The organism is Mesorhizobium sp. M1328 (genome assembly GCF_040318075.1).
Lineage (GTDB): Bacteria > Pseudomonadota > Alphaproteobacteria > Rhizobiales > Rhizobiaceae > Mesorhizobium.
Genome location: NZ_JAMYLO010000001.1, coordinates 104,098 through 130,677 on the forward strand (window position 1 = coordinate 104,098; position 26,580 = coordinate 130,677).

Annotated in this window: 28 protein-coding genes; 11 read left to right on the forward strand and 17 right to left on the reverse strand. The window is 63.5% G+C overall.

The window, feature by feature from the left end:
• Positions 1–13 precede the first annotated feature (13 nt).
• From NKH23_RS00490 to NKH23_RS00515, 6 genes are all read left to right on the forward strand, one after another.
• Entirely contained in the window at positions 14–643 is a 630-nt protein-coding gene (locus NKH23_RS00490) for an HD domain-containing protein (protein WP_353034134.1), read from the forward strand.
• Entirely contained in the window at positions 640–1,713 is a 1,074-nt protein-coding gene (locus NKH23_RS00495; RefSeq protein ID WP_352915087.1) for a 3-hydroxyacyl-CoA dehydrogenase NAD-binding domain-containing protein, read from the forward strand. The genes NKH23_RS00490 and NKH23_RS00495 overlap by 4 nt, the downstream gene beginning before the upstream one ends.
• A gap of 4 nt (positions 1,714–1,717) precedes the next feature.
• Positions 1,718–2,881 (forward strand): acyl-CoA dehydrogenase family protein, encoded by a 1,164-nt coding sequence (locus NKH23_RS00500; protein WP_352915084.1) that lies wholly within the window; start codon positions 1,718–1,720, stop codon positions 2,879–2,881.
• A gap of 3 nt (positions 2,882–2,884) precedes the next feature.
• The gene (locus tag NKH23_RS00505) at positions 2,885–4,963 is read left to right on the forward strand and encodes an acetate--CoA ligase family protein (RefSeq protein ID WP_352915082.1); all 2,079 of its coding nucleotides are present in this window, start codon (positions 2,885–2,887) and stop codon (positions 4,961–4,963) included.
• A complete protein-coding gene (locus tag NKH23_RS00510) occupies positions 4,956–5,738 on the forward strand; it encodes a carnitinyl-CoA dehydratase (RefSeq protein WP_352717239.1) in 783 nt (260 codons plus the stop codon). Before NKH23_RS00505 ends, NKH23_RS00510 begins: the two co-directional genes overlap by 8 nt.
• Positions 5,739–5,840: 102 nt before the next feature.
• Positions 5,841–6,782: an alpha/beta hydrolase gene (locus NKH23_RS00515; protein WP_352717237.1), complete on the forward strand. Its 942-nt coding sequence runs from the start codon at positions 5,841–5,843 to the stop codon at positions 6,780–6,782.
• 46 nt (positions 6,783–6,828) lie between these two features.
• Here the strand turns inward: NKH23_RS00515 and NKH23_RS00520 are convergent, their stop codons facing one another.
• From NKH23_RS00520 to NKH23_RS00530, 3 genes are all read right to left on the reverse strand, one after another.
• Entirely contained in the window at positions 6,829–7,095 is a 267-nt protein-coding gene (locus tag NKH23_RS00520) for a hypothetical protein (RefSeq protein WP_352915079.1), read from the reverse strand.
• A gap of 99 nt (positions 7,096–7,194) precedes the next feature.
• Positions 7,195–7,980 (reverse strand): DUF899 domain-containing protein, encoded by a 786-nt coding sequence (locus tag NKH23_RS00525; RefSeq protein WP_023677589.1) that lies wholly within the window; start codon positions 7,978–7,980, stop codon positions 7,195–7,197.
• A gap of 157 nt (positions 7,981–8,137) precedes the next feature.
• Complete coding sequence (locus tag NKH23_RS00530; protein ID WP_353034137.1) at positions 8,138–8,692, reverse strand: autotransporter; 555 nt, start codon at positions 8,690–8,692, stop codon at positions 8,138–8,140.
• A 99-nt stretch (positions 8,693–8,791) separates the two neighbouring features.
• Between NKH23_RS00530 and NKH23_RS00535 the strand changes: the two genes are divergently transcribed.
• Positions 8,792–9,538 (forward strand): GntR family transcriptional regulator, encoded by a 747-nt coding sequence (locus tag NKH23_RS00535; RefSeq protein ID WP_352911647.1) that lies wholly within the window; start codon positions 8,792–8,794, stop codon positions 9,536–9,538.
• Positions 9,539–9,599: 61 nt separating this feature from the next.
• On the opposite strand, the gene NKH23_RS00540 is transcribed toward NKH23_RS00535, so the two are convergent.
• The 5 genes from NKH23_RS00540 to NKH23_RS00560 all read right to left on the reverse strand — a co-directional run bounded on the left by NKH23_RS00540 (position 9,600) and on the right by NKH23_RS00560 (position 14,785).
• Entirely contained in the window at positions 9,600–11,258 is a 1,659-nt protein-coding gene (locus NKH23_RS00540) for an FAD-binding dehydrogenase (protein ID WP_352911649.1), read from the reverse strand.
• 59 nt (positions 11,259–11,317) lie between these two features.
• Entirely contained in the window at positions 11,318–12,304 is a 987-nt protein-coding gene (locus NKH23_RS00545; RefSeq protein WP_352490432.1) for a Gfo/Idh/MocA family protein, read from the reverse strand.
• Positions 12,305–12,612: 308 nt separating this feature from the next.
• The gene (locus NKH23_RS00550; protein WP_352717229.1) at positions 12,613–13,188 is read right to left on the reverse strand and encodes a YceI family protein; all 576 of its coding nucleotides are present in this window, start codon (positions 13,186–13,188) and stop codon (positions 12,613–12,615) included.
• 67 nt (positions 13,189–13,255) lie between these two features.
• Positions 13,256–13,834 (reverse strand): cytochrome b, encoded by a 579-nt coding sequence (locus NKH23_RS00555; RefSeq protein ID WP_352717227.1) that lies wholly within the window; start codon positions 13,832–13,834, stop codon positions 13,256–13,258.
• Between the two features lie 60 nt (positions 13,835–13,894).
• Entirely contained in the window at positions 13,895–14,785 is an 891-nt protein-coding gene (locus NKH23_RS00560) for a LysR family transcriptional regulator (RefSeq protein WP_352717226.1), read from the reverse strand.
• Between the two features lie 105 nt (positions 14,786–14,890).
• On the opposite strand from NKH23_RS00560, the gene NKH23_RS00565 reads away from it, so the two are divergent.
• Positions 14,891–15,886 carry an aldo/keto reductase gene (locus NKH23_RS00565; protein WP_352911652.1) on the forward strand — a complete coding sequence of 332 codons (996 nt, stop codon included), beginning with the start codon at positions 14,891–14,893 and terminating at the stop codon, positions 15,884–15,886.
• Between the two features lie 269 nt (positions 15,887–16,155).
• Here the strand turns inward: NKH23_RS00565 and NKH23_RS00570 are convergent, their stop codons facing one another.
• From NKH23_RS00570 to infC, 9 genes are all read right to left on the reverse strand, one after another.
• Entirely contained in the window at positions 16,156–16,758 is a 603-nt protein-coding gene (locus NKH23_RS00570) for a nucleotidyltransferase family protein (RefSeq protein ID WP_352911655.1), read from the reverse strand.
• A gap of 44 nt (positions 16,759–16,802) precedes the next feature.
• Positions 16,803–17,150, reverse strand: a complete 348-nt coding sequence (locus NKH23_RS00575; RefSeq protein ID WP_352911658.1) for a hypothetical protein — start codon at positions 17,148–17,150, stop codon at positions 16,803–16,805.
• Positions 17,151–17,178: 28 nt separating this feature from the next.
• On the reverse strand, positions 17,179–17,772 hold the full coding sequence (locus NKH23_RS00580; RefSeq protein ID WP_352568469.1) for a prolyl hydroxylase family protein: 594 nt from the start codon (positions 17,770–17,772) through the stop codon (positions 17,179–17,181).
• Between the two features lie 10 nt (positions 17,773–17,782).
• Positions 17,783–20,191, reverse strand: coding sequence for a phenylalanine--tRNA ligase subunit beta (gene pheT / locus NKH23_RS00585; RefSeq protein ID WP_352717223.1), 2,409 nt, complete (start codon positions 20,189–20,191; stop codon positions 17,783–17,785).
• 106 nt (positions 20,192–20,297) lie between these two features.
• Positions 20,298–21,383 (reverse strand): phenylalanine--tRNA ligase subunit alpha, encoded by a 1,086-nt coding sequence (gene pheS, locus NKH23_RS00590; protein ID WP_352717222.1) that lies wholly within the window; start codon positions 21,381–21,383, stop codon positions 20,298–20,300.
• A gap of 96 nt (positions 21,384–21,479) precedes the next feature.
• Positions 21,480–21,881: a 50S ribosomal protein L20 gene (gene rplT / locus NKH23_RS00595; RefSeq protein ID WP_352522431.1), complete on the reverse strand. Its 402-nt coding sequence runs from the start codon at positions 21,879–21,881 to the stop codon at positions 21,480–21,482.
• A gap of 148 nt (positions 21,882–22,029) precedes the next feature.
• Positions 22,030–22,233, reverse strand: a complete 204-nt coding sequence (gene rpmI / locus NKH23_RS00600; protein WP_006201248.1) for a 50S ribosomal protein L35 — start codon at positions 22,231–22,233, stop codon at positions 22,030–22,032.
• A gap of 191 nt (positions 22,234–22,424) precedes the next feature.
• Positions 22,425–23,066 (reverse strand): methyltransferase family protein, encoded by a 642-nt coding sequence (locus tag NKH23_RS00605; RefSeq protein WP_352717221.1) that lies wholly within the window; start codon positions 23,064–23,066, stop codon positions 22,425–22,427.
• Between the two features lie 201 nt (positions 23,067–23,267).
• Entirely contained in the window at positions 23,268–23,804 is a 537-nt protein-coding gene (gene infC, locus NKH23_RS00610; protein ID WP_023677573.1) for a translation initiation factor IF-3, read from the reverse strand.
• 214 nt (positions 23,805–24,018) lie between these two features.
• Here infC and NKH23_RS00615 point away from each other — a divergent pair, with 214 nt between their 5' ends.
• The 3 genes from NKH23_RS00615 to NKH23_RS00625 all read left to right on the forward strand — a co-directional run bounded on the left by NKH23_RS00615 (position 24,019) and on the right by NKH23_RS00625 (position 26,520).
• Positions 24,019–24,786, forward strand: a complete 768-nt coding sequence (locus NKH23_RS00615; protein ID WP_352911666.1) for an alpha/beta hydrolase — start codon at positions 24,019–24,021, stop codon at positions 24,784–24,786.
• A 4-nt stretch (positions 24,787–24,790) separates the two neighbouring features.
• The gene (locus NKH23_RS00620; RefSeq protein WP_352911668.1) at positions 24,791–25,933 is read left to right on the forward strand and encodes a benzoate/H(+) symporter BenE family transporter; all 1,143 of its coding nucleotides are present in this window, start codon (positions 24,791–24,793) and stop codon (positions 25,931–25,933) included.
• Between the two features lie 116 nt (positions 25,934–26,049).
• The gene (locus NKH23_RS00625; RefSeq protein ID WP_352911671.1) at positions 26,050–26,520 is read left to right on the forward strand and encodes a DUF2852 domain-containing protein; all 471 of its coding nucleotides are present in this window, start codon (positions 26,050–26,052) and stop codon (positions 26,518–26,520) included.
• The last annotated feature ends 60 nt before the right edge of the window (positions 26,521–26,580 follow it).

Consider the following 26,580-nt stretch of genomic DNA (forward strand, 5'->3'; position numbering starts at 1 on the left):
GGAGGAGCCGCCGATGAAGACCGTGAAATTCACTGCCATGAAGGACGGCGACCGCGAGGACTATGCCTTCCTCACCGAGCATGAGATCGACTACGCGGCAAAGACCGGTGAGCGTCTGCTCGACGCGCTGATCCAGCTCGACGAAGGCCTGTCCGGCTACAAGATCACCCGGCTCGGCCATTCGCTGCAAGCGGCAACGCGGGCCTGGCGCGACGGCGCCGACACCGACTGGCTTGCCTGCGCCCTGCTGCACGATATCGGCGACATCTACGCGCCCTATAATCACGACGAGTATGCAGCCGCCATCCTGAAGCCTTTTGTGCGCGAGCAATGCACCTGGGTGGTGGAGAAGCACGGCGACTTCCAGCGCCTCTATTACGCCCACCACCTCGGCGGCAATCCGCACGCCCGCGACCGTTTCGCCGGGCACATGTATTTCGACGATTGCGATGAGTTTTGCGAACGCTGGGATCAGTCGAGCTTCGACCCGGATTACGAGACATTGCCGATCGATTTCTTCCGGCCCTTCGTGCTCGAAGTGTTCGCGCGCAAGGCCTATGACGCGTCCGTGATCCGTGCCGGCGAGCGTGTCGCCCTCACCGACCCCGCAACAGCCAGGACAAGAACCGGAGCCTCCGCATGAGCATCATCAACAAGGCGGCCGCCATCGGCGGCGGCGTCATCGGCGCCGGCTGGGTGGCGCGGCTGCTGCTCAACGGCATCGACGTGTCGATCTTCGATCCAGATCCCGAGGCGTCACGCAAGGTCGGCGAGGTGATGAAGGGAGCGCGACGCGCCTACAAGCAGATGCTGCCCGGAGGTCTGCCGAAAGAGGGCAAGCTCACCTTCGCCAAGACGATCGCCGAGGCGGTGGCCGATGCCGACTTCATCCAGGAAAGCGTGCCGGAGCGGCTCGACCTCAAGCACCGCGTTCTGGCCGAGATCGACCTCTATGCCCCGGCCAACACAATTGTCGGCTCCTCCACCTCCGGCATCAAGCCGACCGACATGCAGGTGGCGATGAAGAAGCATCCGGAGCGGCTGGTCGTCGGCCATCCGTTCAACCCCGTCTATCTCCTGCCGCTGGTCGAGATCGTCGGCGGCGAACAGACCTTTCCCGAGGCGATCGAAGTCGCCAAGGAGATGTATGCCTCGATCGGCATGAAGCCGGTGGTGATCCGCAAGGAGATCGAGGCCTTCGTCGGCGACCGCCTGCTCGAAGCGGCCTGGCGCGAGGCGCTGTGGCTGGTCAAGGACGGAATCTGCACGGTCGAGGAGCTTGACGACATCATGCGCTATGGCTTCGGCCTGCGCTGGGCGCAGATGGGCATGTTCCAGGTCTATCGCGTCGCCGGAGGCGAGGCCGGCATGCGCCACTTCATGGCGCAGTTCGGCCCGTGCCTGAAATGGCCGTGGACCAAGCTGATGGACGTGCCGGAGTTCAACGACGAGTTGGTCGAGCTGATCGCGACCCAGTCGGACGACCAGGCGCACGGTCTGTCGATCCGCGAGCTCGAAAAGATCCGCGACGACAATCTGGTCTCCATCATGGAGGCACTGTCGAAGCAGAACAAAGGCAAAGGCTGGGGCGCCGGCGCCTTGCATAAGGACTACACCAGGCAGCTGGCCAAGCTTGCGGCCAAGAAGCCCACCGCCTCCAAGGCGGCCGAGAAGGCCAAGGCTGAAAAGCCGAAGAAAAGGAAGAAAGGCTGAGACCATGGATTTTGGTCTTTCGGAGGAGCAGAAGCTCATCGTCGAGACGACGCGGGCCTTCGTCGAGAACGAGCTTTACCCGCATGAGCGCGAGGTCGAGCGCACCGGCGTGCTGCGCCGCGAGCTGATCGAGGAGATCAAGGCCAAGGCGATCGAAGCCGGCCTTTATGCCGCCAACATGCCGGCCGTTGTCGGCGGCGCCGGGCTCGATACGGTGACTTGGCTGCTCTATGAAAAGGAACTCGGCCGCGCCAATTACGCGCTGCATTGGACCTGCGTGGCGCGGCCTTCGAACATCCTTCTTGCCGGCACGCCGGAGCAGCGCGAGAAGTATCTGTTCCCGTGCATTCGCGGCGAAAAATGGGATTGCCTGGCAATGACCGAGCCGGGCGCCGGCTCCGATTTGCGCGGCATGAAGGCAACCGCCGTGCAAGACGGCGACGACTGGGTGCTGAACGGCACCAAGCATTTCATAAGCCACGCTGACATTGCCGATTTCGCCATCGTCTTCATGGCCTCGGGGGAGGAAGAGTCTTCGCGTGGAAAACGCAAGAAGATCACCGCCTTCTTCGTCGACAAGGGCACCAAGGGTTTCACCGTGCGCGACGGCTACCGCAACGTCTCGCATCGCGGCTACACCAACGCCATACTCGAATTCGACGATTGCCGGCTGCCCGCAAGCCAGGTCCTCGGCGAGGTCCACAAGGGTTTCGACGTTGCCAATTCCTGGCTCGGCGCGACCCGCCTTCAAGTCGGCGCCACCTGCCTTGGCCGTGCCGAGCGGGCGCTCGGCCACGCCATCGAATATGCCGCGCAGCGCCAGCAGTTCGGCCAGCCGATCGGCAAGTTCCAGGGCGTGTCGTTCAAACTCGCCGACATGGCGACCGAGTTGAAAGCCGCCGACCTGATGGTGTTCGAAGCCGGCTGGAAGTACGATCAGGGCACCGTCACCGATCAGGACATGGCCATGGCCAAGCTGAAGGCCACCGAAATGCTTGCCTTCGTCGCTGACGAGGCGATCCAGATCCATGGTGGCATGGGGCTGATGGACGACCTGCCGCTGGAACGCATTTGGCGCGACGCCCGTGTCGAGCGCATCTGGGAAGGCACGTCGGAAATCCAGCGCCACATTATTTCGCGGGCGCTGCTGCGCCCGTTCGGGGGCTGATCGATGCACAGACTTGAACGTCTCCTGCGTCCACGCTCCATTGCAGTGTTCGGCGGTGCGCAGGCGGCTGCCGTCGTCGCACAATCGATCAAGATGGGCTTTGCCGGCGAGATCTGGCCGGTGCATCCGAGCAAGGACGAAGTCGCCGGCCGCAAGGCCTATCGCTCGGTGGCCGAGTTGCCCGGTGCGCCGGATGCCGCCTTCATCGGCGTCAACCGGCACTTGACCATCGAAGTGGTCAAGGCGCTGGCCGAGCGCGGCGCCGGCGGTGCGGTCTGCTTCGCCGCCGGCTTCCTCGAAACCGAGGCCTATGACGAGGACGGCGAGCGGCTGCAGGCCGAGCTGGTCGCGGCGGCGGGCCGGATGCCAATCATCGGGCCGAACTGCTATGGGCTGATCAATTACACCGACGGCGCGCTTTTGTGGCCCGACCAGCATGGCGGCATCAGGCTGCCAGAAGGCGGTCGCGGTGTTGCCATCATCACCCAGTCGTCGAACATCGCCATCAATATGACGATGCAGAAGCGCGGCCTGCCGATCGCCTTTCTGATGACCGCCGGCAACCAGGCGCAGACCGGGCTTTCCGAAATGGCGCTCGGCCTGATCGAGGACGACCGTGTCACCGCGCTCGGCTTGCATATCGAGGCTTTCGATTCGGTAGCCGGCTTCGAAAGGCTGGCGGCACGGGCGCGCGAGCTGAAAAAGCCTGTTATCGCCATGAAGGTCGGCCGCTCCGAGCAGGCGCGGCAGGCGACCGTCTCGCATACCGCGTCGCTGGCCGGCTCGGACGCAGCGTCCGGCGCGTTCCTGAAGCGGCTTGGCATCGCCCGTATCGATTCGATCCCGGCCTTCATCGAGGCGCTGAAGCTGCTGCACGTCACCGGACCCCTGCCCGGCTACCGGCTGTCGTCGATGAGCTGTTCGGGCGGCGAGGCGTCGGTGATGGCTGACAGCGCCGAAGGCCGCTGGGTGACGTTTCCGCCACTCACGCCCGAGCACCGCGCGCATGTCAAATCGACGCTCGGGCCGCTGGTCGCGGTGGCCAACCCGCTCGACTACCACACCTTCATCTGGAACAACGAGCCGGCGATGACCGCCACCTTCACCGCCATGGTGTCTGGCGGCTTCGACCTCAACATGCTGGTGCTCGATTTCCCGCGCCCCGACCGCTGCTCGGACACCGACTGGTGGGCGACGCTGCGCGCCTTCGAAGCGGCGCTGAAGACCAACCGCGCGCAAGGCGCGATCGTCTCCTCGCTGCCGGAGAACCTCCCCGAGGAATACACCGCCGGGCTGATGGCGCGGGGCATGGTGCCGCTGTTCGGCATTTCCGAGGCCATGGACGCCGCCCAGGCGGCAGCCTTCATCGGCTGGGCGTGGCGCGAGCCGCAGGCGCAGCCGATCGACACCTCGGCGTCCGGCGCGCCGGCCGGCGACCATGTCACGCCGGACGAGGCCGAGGCGAAGGCGCGGCTCATCGAGGCCCGGCTCCCCGTGCCGAAGGGCGAGCGCGCCGGCAATGCGGTCGAGGCTGTGATCTCCTCGATGGCGCTCGGCTTCCCGGTGGCGCTGAAGGCCCTTGGCGTCATCCACAAATCCGAGCTCGATGCGGTCCGGCTCAACCTCAGGGATGCCGAATCCGTCAGCACCGCGGCGCATGACCTCGGCCCGCTCGGCACCGGGCTTTATGTCGAGCGCATGGTGCGCGATGGCGTCGCCGAGCTGCTGGTCGGCTTCACCCGCGACCCGATGTTCGGCGCGGTGATGACGCTCGGCACCGGCGGCGTGCTGGTCGAGCTGTTGCGCGACAGCGTCACGCTGATGCTGCCGGCGACCCCCGACGATATCGAGGCCGCTTTGCGCGGGCTGAAATTGTTCCCGCTGCTCGACGGTTATCGCGGTCGGCCGAAGGCCGACGTCGCGGCGGCAATCGATGCGATATCAGGCATTGCCGGCTTCGTGCAGCAAAATGCCGGCGAAATCGAGGAGCTCGACATCAATCCGCTGATCGTCTGCACCGAGGGCAAGGGCGCCTGGATCGCCGATGCGCTGCTGGTGCTGGGAGACAAGAAGAATGGCTGAAATCATCACCACCCGCCGCGAGGGCACGATCCTCGAAGTGACGCTCGACCGGCCGAAGGCCAATGCCATCGACTTGAAGACCTCGCGGCTGATGGGCGAGACGTTCAAGGCGTTTCGCGACGATCCCGACCTGCGCGTCGCCATCGTCAAGACCGCCGGCGACAAGTTCTTCTGCGCCGGATGGGATCTGAAAGCCGCGGCCGGCGGCGACGCGGTCGACGGCGATTATGGCGTCGGCGGCTTCGGCGGGTTGCAGGAACTGCGCGATCTCAACAAGCCGGTGATTGCCTGCGTCAATGGCATGGCGGTCGGCGGCGGCTTCGAACTGGCGCTGTCCTGCGACCTCATCTATGCGTCGGATCATTCCTCCTTCGCCCTGCCCGAAATCCGCGCCGGCACGCTGGCCGATGCGGCGACGATCAAATTGCCGAAGCGCATCCCTTATCACGTCGCCATGGACCTTTTGCTCACCGGCCGCTGGATGGATGTCGCCGAGGCGCATCGCTGGGGCCTGGTCAACGAAGTGCTGCCCAAGGACACGCTGGAGGACCGCGTCTGGGAGATCGCCCGGCTGCTTGCCAGCGGCCCGCCGCTGGTCTTCGCTGCGATCAAGGAAACGGCCCGGGTCGCAGAATCGCTGACCTTCCAGGACGCCATGAACCGGGTGACGCGCCGGCAACTGCCGACGGTTGACGCGCTCTACGGCTCGGAGGACAATCTCGAGGGCTTTCGCGCCTTTGCCGAAAAACGCGATCCGGTGTGGAAGGGGAAATGACGCTGAGGAGATGATGGCGATCCTTCACACCCCCCTCTGCCCTGCCGGGCATCTCCCCCGCAAGGGTGTTCAGGCGGATTCTTTGCGATCCATTCAGCGCCCATGACCGACTACAAAAAGCTCATCGACGCCGAGACCTGGTCCTTCATCGAGCGGACCAATTCCTATTATCCGCCCGATACGATCGACTACACTATCGCCGAGCAGCGCGAGATCTATAACCGGATGTGCCGCGAGTTCTTTGCCGGCTATCCCCAAGGCGTCACGGCGGAAACCACCGCCATTGCCACGCCATGGCATCCGGTTCCAATCCGCATCTACCGCGCTCCGGCGCCGGAAACGGCGGCGATGGTGCTTTATTTCCATGGCGGCGGTTTTATGCTCGGCGGGCTCGACAGCCATGACGACCTCTGCGCCGAGCTTTGCAGCCGCACCGGCTACGAAGTGGTTTCGGTCGACTACCGGCTGGCGCCGGAACACCTTCATCCGGCCGCCTTCGACGATGCCATCAGCGCCTTCGAATGGGCGTCGACCACTTACGAACGGCCTATCCTGCTGTGCGGCGACAGTGCCGGCGGTAATCTCGCCGCGTCCGTCAGCCACGCGACGCGCGGCCATGCGCGCAAGCCGATCGGCCAGATCCTAGTCTATCCCGGCCTTGGCGGCGACAGCTCCGCCGGTTCCTATGTCACCCACGCGGAAGCGCCGATGCTTAACGTGCGCGACCTCGTTTTCTACAAGGACATCAGGACCGGTGGCGAGGACCGCACCGGCGATCTCACCTTGTCGCCGCTCGCCGACGCCGACTTTGCCAATCTGCCGCCCACCATCGTGATCACCGCCGAATGCGACCCGCTGTCGTCGGACGGCGAAGCCTATCGCGATCGCATCGTTGCTGCAGGCGGGCGCGCCTGGTGGTTCGAGGAGCCGGGACTGGTGCACGGCTATTTGCGCGCCAGGCACACGGCCGGCCGCGCCCGCTCGAGCTTTACCCGGATTGTCGATGCGGTAGCGGTTTTGGGAAGGGGCGAGTGGATCTGGTGAGGGATGTCTTCCCGACCAGAACGGGCCTTTGTCGGCCGGTACAGCTCTATTTGCGGCGGCGTCGCGGGCCGGAAACCCGCTTCAGCCAAGGTCCCAAATGAAAGGCGCTCATCAGCAGGTACATCGGGACCATGCCGCCCAGCGGTGACGCCTCTTGGCCGGTCGAGCACATCATATCCGGCGCTCCGCCGAGAAGCGTCAGCAGCGCCATGGTTGCGAAGGTCGGCGCGGCCGCAAAGGACAGCCAATCGGCTGCACTATGGCCGGCCGGGCTCGCATCGCCGGCGGATCCGCCTGCATGAATCTCGCTCATGTCCGTTGTCCTGCACAGTGAGCGGGATGCGGTCGAATTGAACCGTGCATCCCGCTCCTCCAATTGTCCTAGCCGCATTTCCGCGACGCCAAAGACGTTCTATTCAGTGCGGTTCCGGAACGCGGCCTCTCCCGCGTCCGACACCTCGACCCACTTTTTGTCGGGAACGGCTTCGGCGCCGTAATTGTCGTGCCAGTTCCACCACTTGTACGTCGGCGTCTGCGGATAGCCCTCGGGCGAATCTTCCCAAACCTCCTGGCGGCCGAGCGGCGACAGGTCGAGATAGCTCCATACCGTCCCCATCGCCTCGTCGCCGCGGTTGTTGATGAAGTAGGTGCGAAACACGCGATCGCCGTCGCGGATGAACACGTTATGACCGTGCCACTCGTCAACGCCGAAGTCGGCATCGAAGCTGTCGGTGATGGTGTACCAGGGCATCTTCCAGTCCATCCGCGCCTTCAGCCGCGCAATGTCGGCCTGCGGTGCGCGCGAGGCGTAGGCAAGCGTGGTGTCGCGGGCGTTCAGATGGGCGAGGTTGCCGACCTGATCGGCCCCCAGCGAGCAGCCGCGGCAAGCGTGGTCGGGCCAGCCGAATACGCCGGGCTCGAAGAAGGCGCGGTAGACGATCAGCTGACGGCGGCCCTCGAACAGGTCGAGCAGGCTGACCTTTCCGTCGGGCCCTTCGAACGTATAGGTCTTCTCCACCGCCATCCACGGCATCCGCCGGCGCTCGGCGGCCAGTGCGTCGCGAGCCCGGGTCACCGTCTTCTCCTTCACGAGCAGTTGCTGGCGCGCGGCTTCCCACGCGTCAGGCGAAACGACCGGTGGTGTCTTCATCGCGAGCCGCGTCGTCTGCTCGCCTGTGCCATTCTGATGTGCCGTCATTGTGCATCTCCCTTGCTGGTTTGTCGCCGCAGGCGCGACGTGTTGGGTCGTGAGATAGGATAGGGGCGATAGCAGATTGGCGAGAGTGACAAGTGTGACGCGATTCCGACGGGTTCGCTGATCACTGCCGACTTTGCCGCCCGTGGCGCCCCCGCGCTCATTCGTGCCCGGACTGCTGAATGGGCCGAGCGCCGGCGAGGTAGCGGTCATTGTCAAACGGCTCGGCCTGGTTGCTGTCCGGGCTCCACAGCTGGCGGTGGGTTCGTGTGAGATCGCCGAGGTAGACATGCAGCGCACCCGATCGCGCGCTGCCTGTATTCGCAACCGAATGCACGGTATTTGACGCCAGATGCACCACGGCAGGCGCTGCGATGTCCTGCCTTTCGGGAACATCGAGTTCGCTGCCAGCAACGGGATAGATGAAGTTCGTCTCGCTGCCCTTGTAGATGCCGATCAAGGCATCCATCCGGTGGTTGTGGGGCGGGTACTGCAGGCCGGGCGACAGCGTGATGTGATAGATCGTCAGGTTCGGGCTCGCATGCAAAAGGACCTCGTCGTCGTCTTCTTCGTGAGCGAGTGTTGCCGATGCGTGAAAACGGTTGCTGTAGTCGCCCAGGACCGTCCTTACCGCTTCGAGGGGATCTGGCCCCTTCGCGGCATTGACGATATCATCGGCAACGGCGTAGAGAGGCGAGTTGGCGGGTAAAGGCATATCAGTTATCCTCCCTGAGATGCTCAGATTTCCAATCTGAGATGCTCACGCTAGCGAAGGCTGATGCCAGCGTCAACCGGACAGCCAGACGGACAAAATATGAAAACGACGAAGTTGAGGGCCGAACCGGCAAGGCCGGCCACGGTCGAGGCGACAGCACTGTCAGCCGCCGACGTCCTTCGCAGGGAACAGGCATATGAGCAGCTGAGGAATGACATCATTGCCTGCGTGCTGCGCCCCGGCGAAGCGCTGACCGAGAAACAGATCGGCGATCGATACCTGATCAAAAAGGCGACGATCCGCGCCGCGCTGGCCCGCCTGATGCAGGAAGGGCTGGTCAGGAGCGAGCCGCGCCGTGGCTACGTCGTCGCGACGCTCAGCCTGCGCGATGTCAACGAGATCTTCGATGTCCGTAGCTTGATCGAACCGGAAGTGTTCAGGGTGGCGGCATCGAACATGACCGAGCGCGGGCTGGAGGACATCAGGCTGGCAGCAAAAAAAGTGCTGAAGCCGGAGACGCTACGCAGTCAAATTGCATTCCTTGCGGCCGATCGTGCCTTTCGTCTGGCCCTTGCGGAGCTCTCGGGAAATCTGCGGCTGGCGCATCTGCTGGACCAGATCCTCGACCAGTCGGCGCGGGTTCTCCACCTCGGGTTCAAGTCGCGCGACTTCACCCAGTTGATCATCGCCCAGCAAAAGGAACTGGTTCTTGCCTGCGAGGCAGGCGACGTTTCCGGCATCGTCAAACTTGCCCGTTCGCAGTGCCTGTATCTCAAGAAGCAGGTGCTCGAGGCTTTGCTTGCAAGTTCCAAGCTTCAGGACGTCAATTTGCAGCCCTTCGCCTAAGGGAAGTTGGCCATTCGGTGCGACCGCCACCTTGGCGCAAACGGCCGCCGCGGGCCTTGTTTCACCCCACCGCGCGTGCCGCCGCCCGTCCAGCGCTGCGGCCGGAAAAGATGCAGCCGCCGAGAAACGTGCCTTCGAGCGCTGCATAGCCGTGCATGCCGCCGCCGCCGAAACCGGCGGCCTCGCCCACCGCGTACAGTCCCTCGACCGGTTGGCCGCCGGCGCCCAGCACCCGGCTGTCGAGGTCAGTCTCAAGCCCGCCGAGCGTCTTGCGGGTCAGGATGCTGAGCCTGACGGCAACCAGCGGGCCATTGGCGGGGTCGAGCAGCTTGTGCGGCCTTGCGGTGCGGATCAGCCGGTCGCCGAGATAAGCTCGCGCACCGCGCAGCGCGGTGATCTGCATGTCCTTGGAGAACGGATTGTCGAGCTGCCGGTCGCGGGCGCGGATTTCGCGCTCGACCTGCCCCAGTTCGAGCAGCGGCTCGCCGCCGGTCAGTGCGTTCATGCGGGCGACCAGCGCCGGCAAATCAGGCTCGACGATGAAATCCTCGCCCTTCTCCATGAACGCATTGACCGGCGCGGGCACGCCGCCGGTGGCGCGGCCGAGCACCTGGCGCCAGCTCTTCCCGGTCAGATCGGGGTTCTGTTCGGAACCCGACAGCGCGAACTCCTTCTGGATGATCTTTTTGGTCAGGATGAACCAGGAATAGTCGTATCCGGTGCTCATGATGTGGCTGAGCGTGGCCAGCGTGTCGAAACCGGGATAAAGCGGCACCGGCAGGCGCTTGCCGCGCGCGTCGAGCCACAGCGATGACGGGCCGGGCAGGATGCGGATCGCATGATCGGTCCAGAGTGGTGCCCAGTTCCTGACGCCCTCGACATAGTGCCACATGCGGTCGCGGTTGATGAGCCTGCCGCCGGCAGCCTCGGCGATCGCCAGCATGCGGCCATCGACATGATCGGGAACGCCGGTGATCATGCGTTTCGGCGGCGCACCCAGCCGCTGCGGCCAATTCTCCCGAACCAGCTGGTGATTGGCGCCGATGCCGCCGGAGGCGACGATGACGGCCTGCGCCTTCAGCTCGAAATCGCCGGCGATCTCGCGCGAGCTCTTGCGGCCGCGCTCGGCATCGCTCGCCGCCAATAGGTCGCCACGCACGCCGTTGACGACGCCGCCCGTCCGGGTCAATTCGTTGACCCGGTGACGGAACCTGAAGCGGATCAATCCGCGCTTCTCGGCCTCGCGCACGCGCTGGACGAACGGTTCGAGCACGCCAGGGCCGGTGCCCCAGGTGATGTGGAAGCGCGGCACCGAATTGCCGTGGCCGACGGCATTGCCGCCGCCGCGTTCGGCCCAGCCGACCACCGGAAAGAATTTCAGGCCGCGCTGCATGAGCCAGGACCGCTTCTCGCCGGCGGCGAAGCCGAGATAGGCCTCGGCCCAGCGGCGCGGCCAGAGATCTTCCGCACGGTCGAAGGCTGCGGTGCCCAGCCAGTCCTCGAGCGCCAGCTCATACGAATCGCGGATGCGCATGCGCCGTTGTTCGGGCGAATCGACGAGGAAGATGCCGCCGAGCGACCAGAATGCCTGACCGCCAAGCGACTGTTCCGGCTCCTGCTCGACGATGATGGTCTTCTTGCCGGCCGCAGTCAGTTCGGCCGCCGCGACAAGGCCGGCAAGGCCGGCGCCGACAATGATCACATCCGCGTCGTCGGGCATCTATTTGACCATGATCTCGTCCAAAAACCGGTCCCCCACTTTTTGGGATCATGGCCGGCCTAGACTGCCTCCCAGCCTTCCTTCTCGCCGGCGCGAAAGATGGCATCGATGACCTTCTGGTTGAGCACGGATTCTTCCAGGGTGAAGACGCGGTCCTTGCCGCCCTGTGCCGCCCGCGCGAAGGCCTCGACTTCCAGCCGGTACTGTTGCGTGCCAGGAAAGCGGAACACCTGCGCCTCGCTGTGGTTCTGGTTGTGCAGCTCGACGCGGTGATGGTCGTAGAGCCCGGCGTTGAACGGTGAGAACACCTCGATGAAGCCCTTCTCGCCGTGGAAGACCATCACCTGGCGTGCCGCCATCTGCGTCGACAGGTAGAAGGACAGCTCGAAGTCGCCGAAATCGGCACGGATCGAGGAATAGATGTCGGTGCCGAATGTCTTGTCGCGCTCGATCGTCGCCTGGACGCGCAGCGGCTCCTTGCCCGTCGAAAAGCGTGTCGACACCGTCGGATAGACGCCGATGTCGGGCAGCGCGCCGCCACCAAGATCGAGCTTGTTGCGCATGTTGTTGGGGTCGACATTGTAATAGGAGAACGCGCCCTGGACATGGCGCAGCCGGCCGATGGCGCCGTTGGCGATCAGCTCGCGCACCTTGATCCATTGCGGATGGTAGACGACCATGAAGGCTTCGCAGACCAGAACCTTCCTGGCATCGCGCAGCTTGATCAGCGGCGGAATGTCCTTGGCATCGAGCGCCAGCGGCTTTTCGACCAGAACATGCTTGCCGGCCTCGATCGCCTTGGCCGTCCATTCGACATGCTGCGAGGTCGGCAGCGGAATGTAGACGCCGTCGATGTCGCTGGAGGCGAGCAGCTCCTCATAGGAGCCGAAAGCGTGGCGCGCGCCGAAGCGTTCACCGAGTGCCCGGGCTTTCGACAGGTCGCGGCTGGCGATCGCCGACAGCACGCCATTCTCCGCCTCGACGATTGCCGGCAAAAGCTGCTCGCGGCCGATCTTGGCCGTCGACAAAACACCCCATCGGAACATCAGGTTTCTCCTCTCGATTGCAGGCCTGGAGGTTTGCCCTAATTCAAGAGAAAAGCCAATGCGGGACACTGGTTCCTCGCCCCACGAAGTGGGGAGAGGTGGCTCGGGCGAAGCCCGAGACGGAGAGGGGCCTTCGCGGCGGCCGAATTGGCTGTTCACGCGCCCGTTATGGGCTTCGCATCATAATCAGTCCGCGCCCTGCCCCTGCAGGATTCTGGCTTGGCGGCCGTCGTCCCCCTCTCCGTCCCGGCTTCGCCGGGCCACCTCTCCCCCGCTTTGCGGGGGCGAGGAACCAGGTTCCGCAAAGACTATCCCCTTCTACCCGTCAGCGTCATGTCGAAGTCGACGACGTTGGAATAAATCGGCGTGCCGACATCCATGCCATAGCGCGACCGCAACACCTTGCCGGTGACGTGGAATTTTATCGTGCCCGCCTTGAGGCCGCCAAGCTCGGCCGTGAATTTTTCCTGAAAGGTCTTGCCGCGCGCCGTCAGCCGGCCGGTGACAAGGGCTGACGTGTCGCCGGTCCGTTTGACGCTGGTCGAACGGAACTGGATCTCCGGATTGTTGGCCGCGTCGAAGACTGCGTCCGAGCGGAGAAAGGCATCGATGCGGCCTTGGCCGGTACCGACGCTTTCGGGGAAGATGGTGAAATTGACCTGGGACCGGCCGACATCGCTGTTGTCGATGAGGATACTGCCCTTGAAGCGGGAGAAAGCACCGTCGAGCCCGCCGCCGCCGAGCTTGGCGATGGAGAAGTGGATGCTGGAACTCCCCGGACTGATGGTGTAGCTGCCGGCCGCGTCGCCAAGGGCAACGGCGGCGAAAACAGGCATGGCAAAACAAGCGGCAGTTGCCGCAAATCCGAAGATGCGCGCGTACATGGAATGGTCCTCTTGGCAGGCAACGCTTTCTTGCGTCCTCGCCCCATCAACGAATGAGCCGCCCGCTCTATTCCGTGTCGCGATGTGACGAAGCCGTGATCATGCGCGTCAGCACCGTATCCCTCAGCCAGAAATGATGGCGCAGCGCCGCGGCGAGATGCAAAGCGACAAGTCCGATGCCGGCATAGGCGAGATACCAGTGCGTCGCTGCCCAGAAGCTTTCTGCCTTGTCCGATTCGCCAAGCGGCAGATTGGGCATGACGAACAGATTGAACGGCACGCTCGGGATCTCCAGCACCGAGACCGAGACCAGCGCCCAGCCGGACAACGGCAGAGCGAGCTGAAACGCATAAAGCGCGAGATGGACCAGCGGCGCCATCCGGCGCTCGAACGGGCCGACCGAGCGCGGCAGCGGCGGGGTCGGTCTGCCTAGGCGCCAGGCGATGCGCAGGATGACCAGCCCAAGCAGCAGGAAGCCGAAGGATTTATGCAGCTGGATCAGTTCGAAGGCGGTGCGCTGGCTGGACAGTCTCACCATGACGAAGCCGAGCACGAACTGGCCGATAAAGAGCGCCGCGATCAGCCAGTGAAGGATGATCGCCGTCCAGCCGTAGCCGGTGGCCTGGTTTTTGGGCAGTGCTGACATGGTCGGTGAACGAATGCCAGGTCGGCTTTCTTCCACCTCTCCCTTGTGGGGAGGGTTGGCTTACTCGCCGACCTTGAAGAAATCGACAAAGGCCCTGAGCGCCGGCCGCATCTGGCGGCTGCTGGGATAATAGACGAAGAAGCCGTCGAAAGGCGGGCACCAGTCCTCCAGCACGCGAATGAGCTTGGCGGTGGTGAGCGCATCGCGGACATAGTCCTCGAACACGAAGGCAAGCCCGGCGCCATCTACCGCGGCGTTGGCAATCAGATGGTCCTCGTCGAGGATCAGCGGCCCCTGTACCGCTATCTCGATCTCCTCGCCGTTTTTCTCGAATTCCCATCGGTAGAGAATGCCGCTGGAGAAGCGGAAACGGATGCAGCGGTGAGCGGCAAGATCGTGCGGATGCAGCGGCCTGGGCCTGGTCTTGAAATAGGACGGCGCGCCGACCACGGCGCCGCGGAGGTTCGGCCCGATGCACACGGCGATCATGTCGCGCTGCAGGCTCTCGCCCAGCCGCACGCCGGCATCGAAGCCGCCCTCGACCATGTCGGTGAAGCGGTCCTCGATGACGATTTCCAGCACGATGTCCGGATAGGCAGCGGCAAAGGCGCCGAGCCTTGGCGTCAGCGCCAGGTGGGCCGCGGTGCGCGGCACGGTCAGCCTGAGATTGCCGGCCGGCCGGTCGCGTGCCTCGATCGCCGATTCCAGCGCCAGGTCGATCTCCGACAGCGCCGGCCTGAGACGCTCGAGCAGCTGCGCGCCCGCCTCGGTCGGCGCGACGCTGCGCGTACTGCGCGCCAGAAGGCGGACGCCGAGGCGCGCTTCGAGGCTGGAAACCGCATGACTGACCGCGGATGGCGCGATTGCCAGCTCCTTGGCGGCACCGCGAAAACTGCCGCATTGGGCGACCGTTGCCAGCACAGCGAGCTGTGAAAGATGGGTTCGCTTCATTGATCTATTTCTTGGAACAGCCCGTGCAGATGAGAGCCGATTATCGAACGCAGCGCAAGACGCTATCTCTGCCGCATCACAACCATCACAACAAGGAGACACGTGATGCAAACCCGCAAGCTTGGCAATGAACTCGACGTCTACCCGGTCGGCCTCGGCTGCATGGGGATGAGCTTTGCCTATGGCGGCCAGCCGGAGGCGGAGGCGATTGCCACGCTGCGCCACGCCGTCGAGATCGGCGTCAATTTCTTCGACACGGCCGAAGTCTATGGCCCCTACGAGAACGAGGTCCTGGTCGGCAAGGCGCTGAAGCCGGTGCGTGACAAGGTGACGATCGCAACCAAATTCGGCTTCAAGATCCTCGAAGAAGGCAGCGGCATGGAGCGCATGGCCGGCGTCGACAGCCGTCCCGAACACGTCAAGGCGGTTGCCGAAGCGTCGTTGAAGCGGCTGGATACGGAGGTTATCGACCTCTACTACCAGCACCGCGTCGATCCCAACGTGCCGATCGAGGATACGGTCGGCGCCATGGCCGAGCTGGTGCGCGAGGGCAAGGTGCGGGCGCTCGGCCTGTCGGAGGCGAGTGCGGCGACCATCCGCCGGGCGCATGCCGTGCATCCGATCGCCGCCGTGCAGAGCGAATATTCGCTGTGGACCCGCGATCCGGAGGAAGAGGTCTTGGCCGTCTGCCGCGAGCTCGGCATCGGCTTTGTCCCCTATAGCCCGCTCGGCCGCGGCCTGCTCACCGGCACGATCGCCAAGCCCGATGTTCTCGGCGCCGACGACTGGCGCCGCGGGTTGCCGCGCTTCCAGGCCGACGCCATGGCGGCCAATGCGGCGGTCGTCGCCGTGCTGGAAAAGATGGCCGCCGAGAAGGGCGTGACGCCGGCGCAGCTGGCGCTCGCCTGGGTGCTGCATCAGGGCGATTTCATCGTACCGATCCCTGGTGCACGAAAAATCCGCCATCTGGAACAGAATACGGCGGCGGCGGATATCGAATTGAGCGCGGCCGAGGTGCAGGCCATCGGCGATGCGCTGTCGCCGGAGAAGGTGGTCGGCAAGCGCTATACCGAGGAGCTGCTGGCCCTGGTCAACGGGTGAGTGGCGATCGACGGCGGAATCGAAAACGGGGCGTTTCGGCACCCCGTTTTCGGTGGCAGCGCAATGCAAATAATTGCGAGAAATTGGCGCGAAACACCCCCCTCTGTCCTGCCGGACATATCCCCCTCAAGGGGGGAGATTGGCAGTTCCAGCGCCCTGCCCGCCCTTCCGGCGCCGGTGATTGGCGAAAGCCGAGGCGACATCCGATCTCCCCCCTTGAGGGGGAGATGTCCGGCAGGACAGAGGGGGGTGCCTCGCGCCGACATTTCCTACCAAGGCACGACACTGATCTCCGGCCAGTTCTCCCTTGCGCGAGCGCCCTTCGTCTCGTGCGTCTGCCGATTGTCCAGTGCCCGGTTCGGCGTAATTCGAAATGAAAAGATTTCGTCGAGCCCGAACGGCGCGACGAGCTCCAGCTGGCCGTGATTGCCGAAGCGGACGCCGACCGCATGCGTCTTCGACGCGAAATAGCAAAGCGCCTCGGCGGACGACGACAGTCTGGGATAGGAACCGCCAAAGCGCGCCTCAAACCACAGATGCACCCGCGCCTGATTGCGGATCTCGACCAGAAGCGTCAACCCTTCGAAATGCTCCGCTGCACAACGAATGACCAAATCCTCGGCCTCGTAAGACAGATCGCTCTCATCGAAATAAAACAGGTCGACATCCCGGATGCCATAGCCCGACGGCTTTCCGGTCAGATGGTTCCAGACGCTGTTGTAAAGCGCGCCGGACACGACCAGCCAGTCGGGGAGGTCGAGACCGCGCGCGCGAACCAGCGCTTCATGGATCAGGGCGTCTTTCGAGACGATGTCGAGAAACGCCGTGCGCTGAGTTTCGAAGGAGAGCCCGGAATAGCGCAGATGGTCCATCGGCTCTTGGAAGGCGATTCGCGATGCCTGCGCAATCCATCAGTTCATGGTTCGTCAGGCTCTGCCCAGAAGAACGGTTCTTCGTTTGAAGGCCACTCCTCGCCATATGCAAAGCCCTCGATCGCGTCGAGCCTTCCTGTAACCTCGTCGAAGAACAAAACCATGCCGCAAGGAAGCCGGTCGGGGCCGACATACGCTACCCTGGGCGAACTGAACACCCGACTCTCAAATCGCAATTCCGGAGCAACCGATGAGGAAGTGACTGTGGTCATGAACCCTACAGGATCGCGGCTGCGTTTTTTGACTTTCAGGGTACCCATCATGACAGGAGAAATGCCGGCGGAACGGCAGAACTCCTGGACGAAAAACACTTCCAGCGGGGTCAGGTGCATCTAGCTCAGCGGCACAACGGACAGCCTTTCATTGGCGCTTGTACATCACGTCCGTTCGGATGACGTACTTGCGCCCCGACAGCACCTCGTCGCCGCGATGCTCGATCGGATGGTAGAACGCCAGTGCCATTCCTTTCTTCGGCTTCACCAGAAGACTGCTACCGGCATAGCCCGGCATCTCGCCGCGAAACGAGGTTCCTCCCCCTTCAAATCCATCCGATAGATAAATCATGAACGTGAACTGACTGCGCTCCAAGGCGTGGCGCTCGAAATAGCCGTCATGGTGCCAATCGAACTTCTGGCCCGGCCCATAGCGATAGAAACGGAAACGCTCATTCAGCCCGGTCAAGCGCCAGTCGCCGAGACCACGATAGAGCAGAGGCCGCGCCCGTGCGAAGAGCAAATCCGCAAGGTCCTCGTCATCGAAGACAACCCGGTCGTTGTTGCGAAGCTCCTTCAGGACGGTGGCGCCGCCGGAGCTGTTCACCTTGGCCGCCTCGAAACCGCGCCGTTCACTGTCAGCGATCAGATCGGCGCATTCCTGGTCATCCAGGAAGCCGTCGATCGTCCCGATGTGAGTTGCCAGCCAGGTGATGGAGAGCTTGCTGGTGTGAACCATCATCGCAACCGTTCTAGGTTCTGAGCACGCCGCCGGTCTGCTTGCCGACATTCTCGACGATGCGCTTGGCAAGCGCCTCGAAATCCTCATCGGTCAGCGTCTTTTCAACCGGCTGGATCGACACTTCGATGGCGATCGACTTCTTCGCCGCGCCGAGCGCTGCACCCTCGAAAACATCGAACACCGAGACACCGGAAATCAGCTTCCGGTCGGCGGCAAGGGCAGCGCGAACGAGTGTGCCGGCATCGACCGCCTTGTCGACGACGAAGGCGAAATCGCGCTTGACCGCCTGGAAGGCGGACAGATCGAGCCTCGGCTTCGTCCGCGTCGGCTTGGCCTTCGGCTCAGGCACCGCATCGATGAACACTTCGAAGCCGCAAAGCGGGCCGGAGACGTCCAGCCCCTCCAGCGTCTTCGGATGGAACTCGCCAAACGTGCCAAGGATTACCTTCGGCCCAAGCTTGATCGTGCCGGAGCGGCCGGGATGATACCAGGCCGGGCCGCCGGCCTCGATCTGCAGCCGCTCGACCGGCGCGCCGCAGGCTTCGAGTGCTGCGATCGCATCGGCCTTGGCGTCGAAGACGCCGACGGCGCCGGCGTTGCCGGCCCAATGGCGGCCGGAGCCCTCGAGCTTGGCGGTGCCGCGCCGCACGCCGGCGGCAACACGCCGCTGCTGGTCGGCGCCATCGCCCTCGTAGGTGCCCGACACTTCGAACAGCGCGACATCGCCGATGCCCTTGTCGGCATTACGCTGCGCGGCCGCAATCAGCCCCGGCAGCAGCGACGGCCGCATGTCCGACATATCGGCGGCGATCGGGTTGGCAAGCTTCAGCGCCTGCTGGCCGCCGCCGAACAATTCGGCGTGTTTTGCCGGAATAAACGACCAGGTGACGGCCTCCATCATGCCGCGCACGGCGAGTGCCCGCTTGGCGGCGCGGGTGCGGATCTGCAGCACAGTCAGGATCTTGGCGTTGACCGCATCATGAGAACCAAGCGGCTGCGGCGCGATGTTGTCGACGCCGTGGATGCGCATGACCTCCTCGACCAGGTCGGCCTTGCCGGCGACATCCGGCCGCCAGGACGGGACCGCCACATTGACGACATCGCCCGTGCCCTCCGGCTCGAAGCCGAGGCGGGCAAGAATGTCGAGGCTCGTCGAGCGCGGCACTTCGATGCCGGTCAGCCGCTTCACTTCCGACAACGGAAACGAGACGATCTTCGGCCGATGGCCTGCGTAGCCGACGACTTCGGTTTGCGCCGGCGTGCCGCCGCAGAAATCGAGCACCAGCTTCGTTGCCAGCTCCAGGCCGGGAACCATCATCTCCGGGTCGACGCCGCGCTCGAACCGATAGCGTGCATCGGTGATGATGCCGAGCGTGCGGCCAGTGCGGGCGGTCGCGATCGGGTCCCAAAGCGCCGACTCGATCAGCACGTCGGTGGTGTTCTCGTCGCAGCCGGAATGCTCGCCGCCCATGATGCCGGCGATCGATTCGATGCCGTCCTGGTCGGCGATCACGCACATCTCCGGCGTAAGCGTGTATTCGCGGCCGTCGAGCGCCAGCACCTTTTCGCCGTCACGCGCCCGGCGCACGGCGAGATTGCCGGTGACCTTCCCAGCGTCGAAGACATGCAGGGGCCGGCCGCGGTCGAAGGTGACGTAATTGGTGATGTCGACGAGCGCGCTGATCGGCCTCAAGCCGATGGCGAGAAGCCTTTGCTGCAGCCATTTCGGCGACGGACCGTTCTTGACGCCGCGCACCAGGCGCAGCGCAAAACCGGGACAGAGCTCCGGCGCTTCGATCGTCACCTTGACCGGCGTCTCGCCCTTGCCGGGGACCGGCTCTATCGGCGCGCTCTTCAGCGTGCCGAGCCCGCTCGCAGCCAGATCGCGGGCGATGCCATGGACGCTGGTTGCATCGGGCCGGTTCGGCGTCAGATTGATCTCGATCAGCGGATCGTCGAGATGGGCATAGGCGGCGAAACTGGTGCCGACCGGCGCATCGGCCGGCAGGTCGATGATGCCGTCATGCTCTTCTGACAATTCGAGCTCGCGCTCGGAGCACATCATGCCGTGGCTTTCAACGCCGCGGATCTTGCCGACGGTCAGCGTCACGTCGATGCCGGGAATATAGGTGCCCGGTGCTGCAAAGGCGCCGATCAGGCCCGCGCGGGCGTTCGGCGCTCCACACACAACCTGCACTGGCGCCCTGCCGTCGCCGGTGTCGACGGTCAGCACGCGAAGCCGGTCGGCGTCGGGATGCTGGACCGCCGTCACCACCTTGGCGATGACGAAGGGGGCCAGGCTCGCCCGGTCGTCGACATGCTCGACCTCGAGGCCGATCGAGGTGAGACGCTCGACGATTTCCGCCAGCGAGGCGTCGGTCTCGAGATGATCCTTGAGCCAGGAGAGGGTAAGTTTCATGACTGTGTTCCGTCTGGTCTAGGCACGCTGCACTTGAAGCTATGCGGCCGCGCGTCGGACATGTGCAGGAAGGCGAGCTGCCCGCGGATTTGCTGCGGCCCGGTTGTCACGCGCTCAAGCCCCCGAACAGCGTCGGCATGTCGAGCGGCCTAAAACCGTAATGCGACAGCCAGCGCACATCCGCGTCGAAGAAGGCGCGCAGATCTGGCATTCCGTATTTCAGCATGGCGATACGGTCGATGCCCATGCCCCAGGCAAAGCCCTGGTATTCGTCGGGATCGAGGCCGCCGTAGCGGAGCACATTGGGGTGGACCATGCCGCAGCCGAGGATCTCCATCCAGTCCGAGCCCTCGCCGAAGCGCACTTCGCCCGGCCGCGAACGGTCGCACTGGATGTCGACCTCGAGGCTGGGCTCGGTGAACGGGAAGAAGGACGGCCGGAAGCGCATCTTGACGCTCGGCACCTCGAAGAAGGCTTTGCAGAACTCCTCCAGCACCCACTTCATGTTGGCGACATTGGCCGATTTGTCGATCACCAGCCCCTCGACCTGATGGAACATCGGTGAGTGGGTGGCATCGGAATCCTGCCGGTAGGTCTTGCCGGGAATGACGATGCGGATCGGCGGCTTCTGCATTTCCATGGTGCGGATCTGTACCGGCGAGGTGTGGGTGCGCAAAAGCTTGCGCTCGCCCTGCGCGTCCGGCTGGAAGAAGAAGGTGTCGTGCATCTCGCGCGCCGGGTGGCCTTCCGGGAAGTTCAGCGAGGTGAAATTGTAATAGTCGGTCTCGATGTCCGGACCTTCGGCGATGGCAAAGCCGAGATCGCCGAAGATCGCCGCGATCTCGTCGATAACCTGGCTGATCGGATGGATGCGGCCGCGCTCGGCCGGCGATTGCCTGACCGGCAAGGTGACGTCGACCTTCTCGGCGGCGAGACGGGCCGTAATCGCCGCGTCCTTCAGCTCGGCGCGGCGAACAGAAAGTGCCTCGGTGACGCGGTTCTTGAGGCCGTTGATTGCCGGGCCTTTGACCTGGCGCTCCTCGGCGCTCATCGAGCCGAGTGTCTTCAGTATCTCGGAAACCGAGCCCTTCTTGCCGAGAGCAGAGACACGCACCGCCTCGATCGCCTGCTCATCGGCAGCCGAGGCAATCTCGGCCATCAGGGAATTTTCGAGAGTTTCCATGTCACTCATGTTCCAGATCCGATTGGAAGCAAAGAAAAACCCGCGCCAGCCCTGCCAGCGCGGGTTTCCCAAATCAAGTGTCGAATAGCTTGGGAAGCGCTGGTCTTAAGCGACAGCGCTTTCAAAAGCATTCGGCGTGGTGTTCTTGAGGTATTCGAGTGCAACCTTGGCCTTGGCCACGAGTGCGGCGAAGGCCTGCGGCTCGTGGATGGCCATATCCGACAGGATCTTGCGGTCGATCTCGATGCCGGCCTTGTTGAGACCGTCGATGAAGCGGCCATAGGTCAGGCCATGCTCATGCGTCGCCGCATTGATGCGCTGGATCCACAGCGCGCGGAACGAGCGCTTGCGGTTCTTGCGATCGCGATACGCATACTGCATCGACTTTTCCACCGCCTGCTTGGCGATGCGGATGGTGTTCTTGCGACGGCCGTAAAAACCCTTGGCGGCTTTCAGGACCTTCTTGTGCTTGGCGTGCGAGGTGACGCCTCTCTTTACGCGTGCCATGTCATGATCTCCTTAAAAGCAATTCCAGGAAAAGTGCCTAGCGGTTTTCCGTTCGGAATTGCGTAAAACAAATGCGTGTCCAGACCGAATGCCCTTATTTTGGTGCATGATGTTTTCCAAAAAGTCTGCAACTTTTTGGCATCATGCCCTAGAGGCCGTTCGGCAGAAAATTCTTGATGACCTTCTTGCCATCCGGTTCAGCCAGAACCATCGTGCCGCGGGCATTTCGAATGAACTTGTTGGAACGCTTGATCATGCCGTGACGCTTGCCGGCCGCAGCCGACAGAACTTTACCCGTACCTGTGATCTTGAACCGCTTCTTGGCGGCCGATTTGGTCTTCATCTTGGGCATTTTGCTACTCCGTTTATATGCGCACCAATGCGCTTTTTGTTCGCTTCAGGCCGACCAAAGCCCGAAAAGCAAATGAAACCGCCACGGCATGCCCTGCCGGGCGGTTTTTTGGGAACGGCGGTCCTATACGTCAAAGCGGGGGCGCGCGCAACACCCCGTGCTCAGCAACGCTGTACTCAGCAACACTGTACTCAGGGGAAACGGAACAGCACCGGCAATATGCCGGACTGCTGGGCGCCGTCGATCAGTTCGAAAGCCGGCAAGGCAACCAGGAAGACCAGACCGTCCAGCAGCGTGGTTCGCAGCAGGCGCGGCTTGAAGCCGCCGGTGTCGCCTTCCTGATACAGCGACAGCTTCGGTAAAAAGCGCGGCACTTTCGCCAGGTAGGCCTGGTATGGCGCGCCGAGAACCTCCTTGAGGAATTTCTCCTCGCGCAGGATAACGATGTAAAAGGCACCCGCGCAGAGCGCTCCAAAGCCGATCGTGGCGGTGAAGGAGCCGATCTGTGCGCCGACACCGGCGGCAGCTAAAGTAGAGAAGACATAGAGCGGGTTGCGGGTGATCGAATAGGGTCCGCCGGTCACCACTTCGGAGGATTTGCGACCGCCGATATAGAGCGTCGACCACAAGCGCCCGACGATGCCGAGAAAGATCAGCACGACGCCAACCATTTCGATCGTTTCATGCACTGGCGTATCGGGCGGAAAAACCGACTGCCCGAACAAAAGCATCGCGAACAGGACGACGACGACGACGGCAAGCACCATCCTGCGCGTGTGCTGGTAGCTGCCCAGCCCATATTTGGCTTCCGAATGCTTGACGTCATTGACCATGTCGGGAATCCGATCGTCGAGGGAACCAGAGCGTCTTTGCGCTCGCCGGCGATCGCAGCGTCTGGACAAGAAACAGGCGCCCCGCCGATCGCCGGGACGCCTTGCAACATGATTCAGGCGGATTTAATGCATGTCGCCCAAAAGTGCGCCGCGGTTTTGGGACAACGACATGCACAAAACAGAACTAAAGCGCAACGCGCTTTAGCGGGGCGCCAGCACCATCATCATCTGGCGGCCTTCGAGCTTCGGTTCGGCTTCGACCTTGGCGATGGGCGCCACTTCCTCGCGAACCTTGTTCAGAAGCTGCATGCCGAGTTCCATATGCGCCATCTCGCGACCGCGGAAGCGCAATGTCAGCTTGACCTTGTCGCCCTCCTCGAAAAAGCGCCGGACGGCCTTCATCTTGGTCTCATAATCATGGCTGTCGATGTTCGGGCGCATCTTGATCTCCTTGATCTCGATGACCTTCTGGTTCTTGCGCGCCTCGGCCGCCTTCTTCTGGTTGGCGTATTTCAGCTTGCCGAGATCGAGGATCTTTACGACGGGCGGCACTGCATTGGGCGATATCTCGACCAGATCGAGCCCAGCCTCTTCGGCGAGCAGCAATGCGTCGTTGATGGAGACATCGCCGCGGTTCTGGCCTTCGGCGTCGATTAGCTGGACCCGGGGAACCCGGATGTCACGGTTGGAGCGCGGGCCTTCCTTGGTGGGCGCCGCTGCTTTGAAAGGTCTGCGAATGGTCGTGGTCTCCTTGAGCCGTTTCGTTAAGGGGTTCTTCAGTTCAGAATTGCGAACGCGCAATGTGGTGAGCGCGCGGTCGGAGTCAATAGCACAGCATTCTCAGGAAATCACCTGCTCGATGAATGCTCCTCTGCACCAAGCGAAGAAAGTAGCAGAGCACTTTTCGTTGAATGCCTTGCTGTGCCAAAAGACCGGCGTGAGGGAATACACCATGACCACCACCCCGATCTTTCTGGACGTCGACGGGACGAGCATCGCCGTCAGGCATGCGGCAGCTGCCGAGCCCGGCATCGTCTGGCTTGGCGGCTACAGATCCGACATGCTGGGCACTAAGGCCGAAGCCCTGTCGGAATGGGCGCTCGGGGAAGGCCGCGCCTTCCTGCGCCACGATTATTCCGGCCATGGCGAATCGAGTGGCGCCTTTGCCGACGGCACCATCTCGAAATGGCTGGACGAGAGCCTGGCCGTTTACCGTCGCTTCACCCAGGGCAGGCAAATCCTGGTCGGCTCGTCGATGGGTGCCTGGATCGCGCTGCGTATGGTGCAGGAATTGCGCAAGGCGGGCGAGAACAGTGTCGCCGGCCTTGTGCTGCTGGCCCCGGCGCCTGATTTCACGTTCGAACTGGTGGAGCCGGTGCTGACCGGGGCGCAGAAGCGCGACCTCAGAAAAAAGGGTTTTTTCGAAGAGCCGTCGGGTTATTCAGCCGAGCCTTACATCTACACGCGCGCTCTGATCGAGGACGGCCGCAGCAACCGGGTGATGACCGGGCCGATCGACACGCACTGCCCGGTCCACATCCTGCAAGGACTGGCCGATCCCGACGTGCCGTCGAGCCATGCGCTGAAGCTGGTCAGCCTGCTGCCGGCCGACGACGTCACGCTGTCGCTCATCCCCGACGGCGACCACCGCCTGTCGCGGCCTCAGGATCTCGACATGCTGGTGCGGGCGGTGGGCGCGATGGTGCGGCAGGCGGGATAAGGACATGCGCATTTCCATTCCGATGTCTGCCTTTGTGGCGGCGATCGTCGGCTTCGGCGGTACGCTGGCCATCGTCATCGCCGCCGCCAAGGCGGTCGGCGCAACGCAGGTTGAGACCGCAAGCTGGGTGGCGGCGCTTTGCCTGGCGATGGCGATCGAGAGCCTGTGGCTGTCCTGGCGCACAAAAATGCCGGTCATCACCGCATGGTCGACGCCAGGCGTGGCGCTGATCGCCGCATCGACCGGCTTTTCGATGGGCGAGGCGGTTGGCGCCTTCATCGTCACCGCGGTCCTGCTAATCACCACAGGCCTGTTCGGGCCGTTGACCAAGCTGATCGCCAGAATACCGGCTTCGGTCGCGTCCGGAATGCTGGCCGGCATCGTCGTCACCTTCGCCATCAATGCGGTGAAAACCGTTCCCGTCGACCCGTGGCTGATCCTGCCGCTGATTGCGGCGTTCTTCGTCATCCGCCTGTTCAACCCGGCGCTGTCGGTGCTGTTGGTGCTGATCGGCGGCGGTCTCGCCGCCTTCCTCACCGGCCGGGTCGGCGGTCTGCCGGCACCGGAACTCTCGAGCTTGACGCTGGTGATGCCGCAGTTCACCGCCACCGCGATCATCGGCCTCGCTTTGCCGCTCTACCTCGTCACCATGGCCTCGCAGAACCTGTCCGGCCTCGCCGTGCTGAGGGCAGCCGGCTATCATCCCGAACCCGGGCCGCTGATCGGCGTCACCGGCCTGTTTTCGCTGCTGACGGCGCCGTTCGGCGCCTCGACCACCAATCTGGCGGCGATCTCGGCGGCGATCTGCACCGGACCCGACGTGCATCCCGATCCAGCCGAGCGCTGGAAGACCGGGCCGTTCTACGCACTGGCCTATCTCGTCTTTGCCCTGTTCGGCGCGTCGCTGGTGGCGATCTTCGCCGTATTGCCGCCGAGCCTGATCGCGCTGGTCGCCGGCCTGGCGCTAATGGCACCGCTCGCCAATGCGCTGTCGATCGCCCTGAAAGACGAGGACGAGCGGATGGCCGCCACCGTCACCTTCGCGGTCACCGCGTCGGGGCTGACGTTATTCGGCGTCGGTGCGGCTTTCTGGGGGCTGATAGCGGGATTGGTCGTGCTTTTCCTCGAAAAGCTCAAAAAGCGATAATCATTTCAGCCGCTTGTCCGGTTTTGGCGGTTGCTGTCTTGAATCGCCGTTTTCTCCATCCCATTTCGATTCCACGCAGCCGGATTTGGCTGTCTCCAACTGAAGGATTGGGAGAAATGAACACATCTGCATTGATCCGTCCGGCCTGGACGCCGGCGACCATCGCGTTGATGGTGATCGGGTTCATGGTGTTCTGGCCGCTCGGCTTAGCCATGCTCGCCTACATCATCTGGGGCGACAGGCTCGACGGCTTCAAGCGTGACGTCAACCGCGCCACCGACGGCATCTTCGCCGGCTGCCGCCGCGGTTCCGACAAGGCCGCGCGCTGGAGTCATGGCTCCGCCCGCACCGGCAACGTCGCTTTCGACGACTGGCGCGAAAAGGAACTCGAGCGGCTTGCCGAGGAACGCCGCAAGCTCGACGAGATGCTGAGCGAGTTCGACGAATATGCCCGCGAATTGCGCCGCGCCAAGGACCAGGAAGAGTTCGACCGCTTCATGGCCAACCGCAACAAGTCGACATCACCCACGACCGGATCGACGACGAACAACAAACCCAGCGGCACGCTAGGCCTGCTCGACGAGTAAGGTCCCGTGCGCAGATAGATAATCCAACGGCGTCGCGTCAGCGGCGCCGTTTCTTTTTTG

Coding starts and splice junctions, on each gene's coding strand:
- NKH23_RS00570 (WP_352911655.1), bottom strand. CDS start 16,758: ATGGACCATCTGCGCTATTCCGGGCTCTCCTTCGAAACTCAGCGCACG.
- NKH23_RS00490 (WP_353034134.1), top strand. CDS start 14: ATGAAGACCGTGAAATTCACTGCCATGAAGGACGGCGACCGCGAGGAC.
- NKH23_RS00555 (WP_352717227.1), bottom strand. CDS start 13,834: ATGTCAGCACTGCCCAAAAACCAGGCCACCGGCTACGGCTGGACGGCG.
- NKH23_RS00605 (WP_352717221.1), bottom strand. CDS start 23,066: ATGGTCAATGACGTCAAGCATTCGGAAGCCAAATATGGGCTGGGCAGC.
- NKH23_RS00500 (WP_352915084.1), top strand. CDS start 1,718: ATGGATTTTGGTCTTTCGGAGGAGCAGAAGCTCATCGTCGAGACGACG.
- NKH23_RS00580 (WP_352568469.1), bottom strand. CDS start 17,772: ATGATGGTTCACACCAGCAAGCTCTCCATCACCTGGCTGGCAACTCAC.
- rplT (WP_352522431.1), bottom strand. CDS start 21,881: ATGGCACGCGTAAAGAGAGGCGTCACCTCGCACGCCAAGCACAAGAAG.
- NKH23_RS00550 (WP_352717229.1), bottom strand. CDS start 13,188: ATGTACGCGCGCATCTTCGGATTTGCGGCAACTGCCGCTTGTTTTGCC.
- NKH23_RS00495 (WP_352915087.1), top strand. CDS start 640: ATGAGCATCATCAACAAGGCGGCCGCCATCGGCGGCGGCGTCATCGGC.
- NKH23_RS00535 (WP_352911647.1), top strand. CDS start 8,792: ATGAAAACGACGAAGTTGAGGGCCGAACCGGCAAGGCCGGCCACGGTC.
- NKH23_RS00515 (WP_352717237.1), top strand. CDS start 5,841: ATGACCGACTACAAAAAGCTCATCGACGCCGAGACCTGGTCCTTCATC.
- NKH23_RS00510 (WP_352717239.1), top strand. CDS start 4,956: ATGGCTGAAATCATCACCACCCGCCGCGAGGGCACGATCCTCGAAGTG.
- NKH23_RS00575 (WP_352911658.1), bottom strand. CDS start 17,150: ATGCACCTGACCCCGCTGGAAGTGTTTTTCGTCCAGGAGTTCTGCCGT.
- NKH23_RS00560 (WP_352717226.1), bottom strand. CDS start 14,785: ATGAAGCGAACCCATCTTTCACAGCTCGCTGTGCTGGCAACGGTCGCC.
- NKH23_RS00625 (WP_352911671.1), top strand. CDS start 26,050: ATGAACACATCTGCATTGATCCGTCCGGCCTGGACGCCGGCGACCATC.
- NKH23_RS00565 (WP_352911652.1), top strand. CDS start 14,891: ATGCAAACCCGCAAGCTTGGCAATGAACTCGACGTCTACCCGGTCGGC.
- NKH23_RS00525 (WP_023677589.1), bottom strand. CDS start 7,980: ATGACGGCACATCAGAATGGCACAGGCGAGCAGACGACGCGGCTCGCG.
- NKH23_RS00615 (WP_352911666.1), top strand. CDS start 24,019: ATGACCACCACCCCGATCTTTCTGGACGTCGACGGGACGAGCATCGCC.
- NKH23_RS00540 (WP_352911649.1), bottom strand. CDS start 11,258: ATGCCCGACGACGCGGATGTGATCATTGTCGGCGCCGGCCTTGCCGGC.
- NKH23_RS00530 (WP_353034137.1), bottom strand. CDS start 8,692: ATGCCTTTACCCGCCAACTCGCCTCTCTACGCCGTTGCCGATGATATC.
- pheS (WP_352717222.1), bottom strand. CDS start 21,383: ATGAGTGACATGGAAACTCTCGAAAATTCCCTGATGGCCGAGATTGCC.
- pheT (WP_352717223.1), bottom strand. CDS start 20,191: ATGAAACTTACCCTCTCCTGGCTCAAGGATCATCTCGAGACCGACGCC.
- rpmI (WP_006201248.1), bottom strand. CDS start 22,233: ATGCCCAAGATGAAGACCAAATCGGCCGCCAAGAAGCGGTTCAAGATC.
- NKH23_RS00620 (WP_352911668.1), top strand. CDS start 24,791: ATGCGCATTTCCATTCCGATGTCTGCCTTTGTGGCGGCGATCGTCGGC.
- NKH23_RS00520 (WP_352915079.1), bottom strand. CDS start 7,095: ATGAGCGAGATTCATGCAGGCGGATCCGCCGGCGATGCGAGCCCGGCC.
- NKH23_RS00545 (WP_352490432.1), bottom strand. CDS start 12,304: ATGTTCCGATGGGGTGTTTTGTCGACGGCCAAGATCGGCCGCGAGCAG.
- NKH23_RS00505 (WP_352915082.1), top strand. CDS start 2,885: ATGCACAGACTTGAACGTCTCCTGCGTCCACGCTCCATTGCAGTGTTC.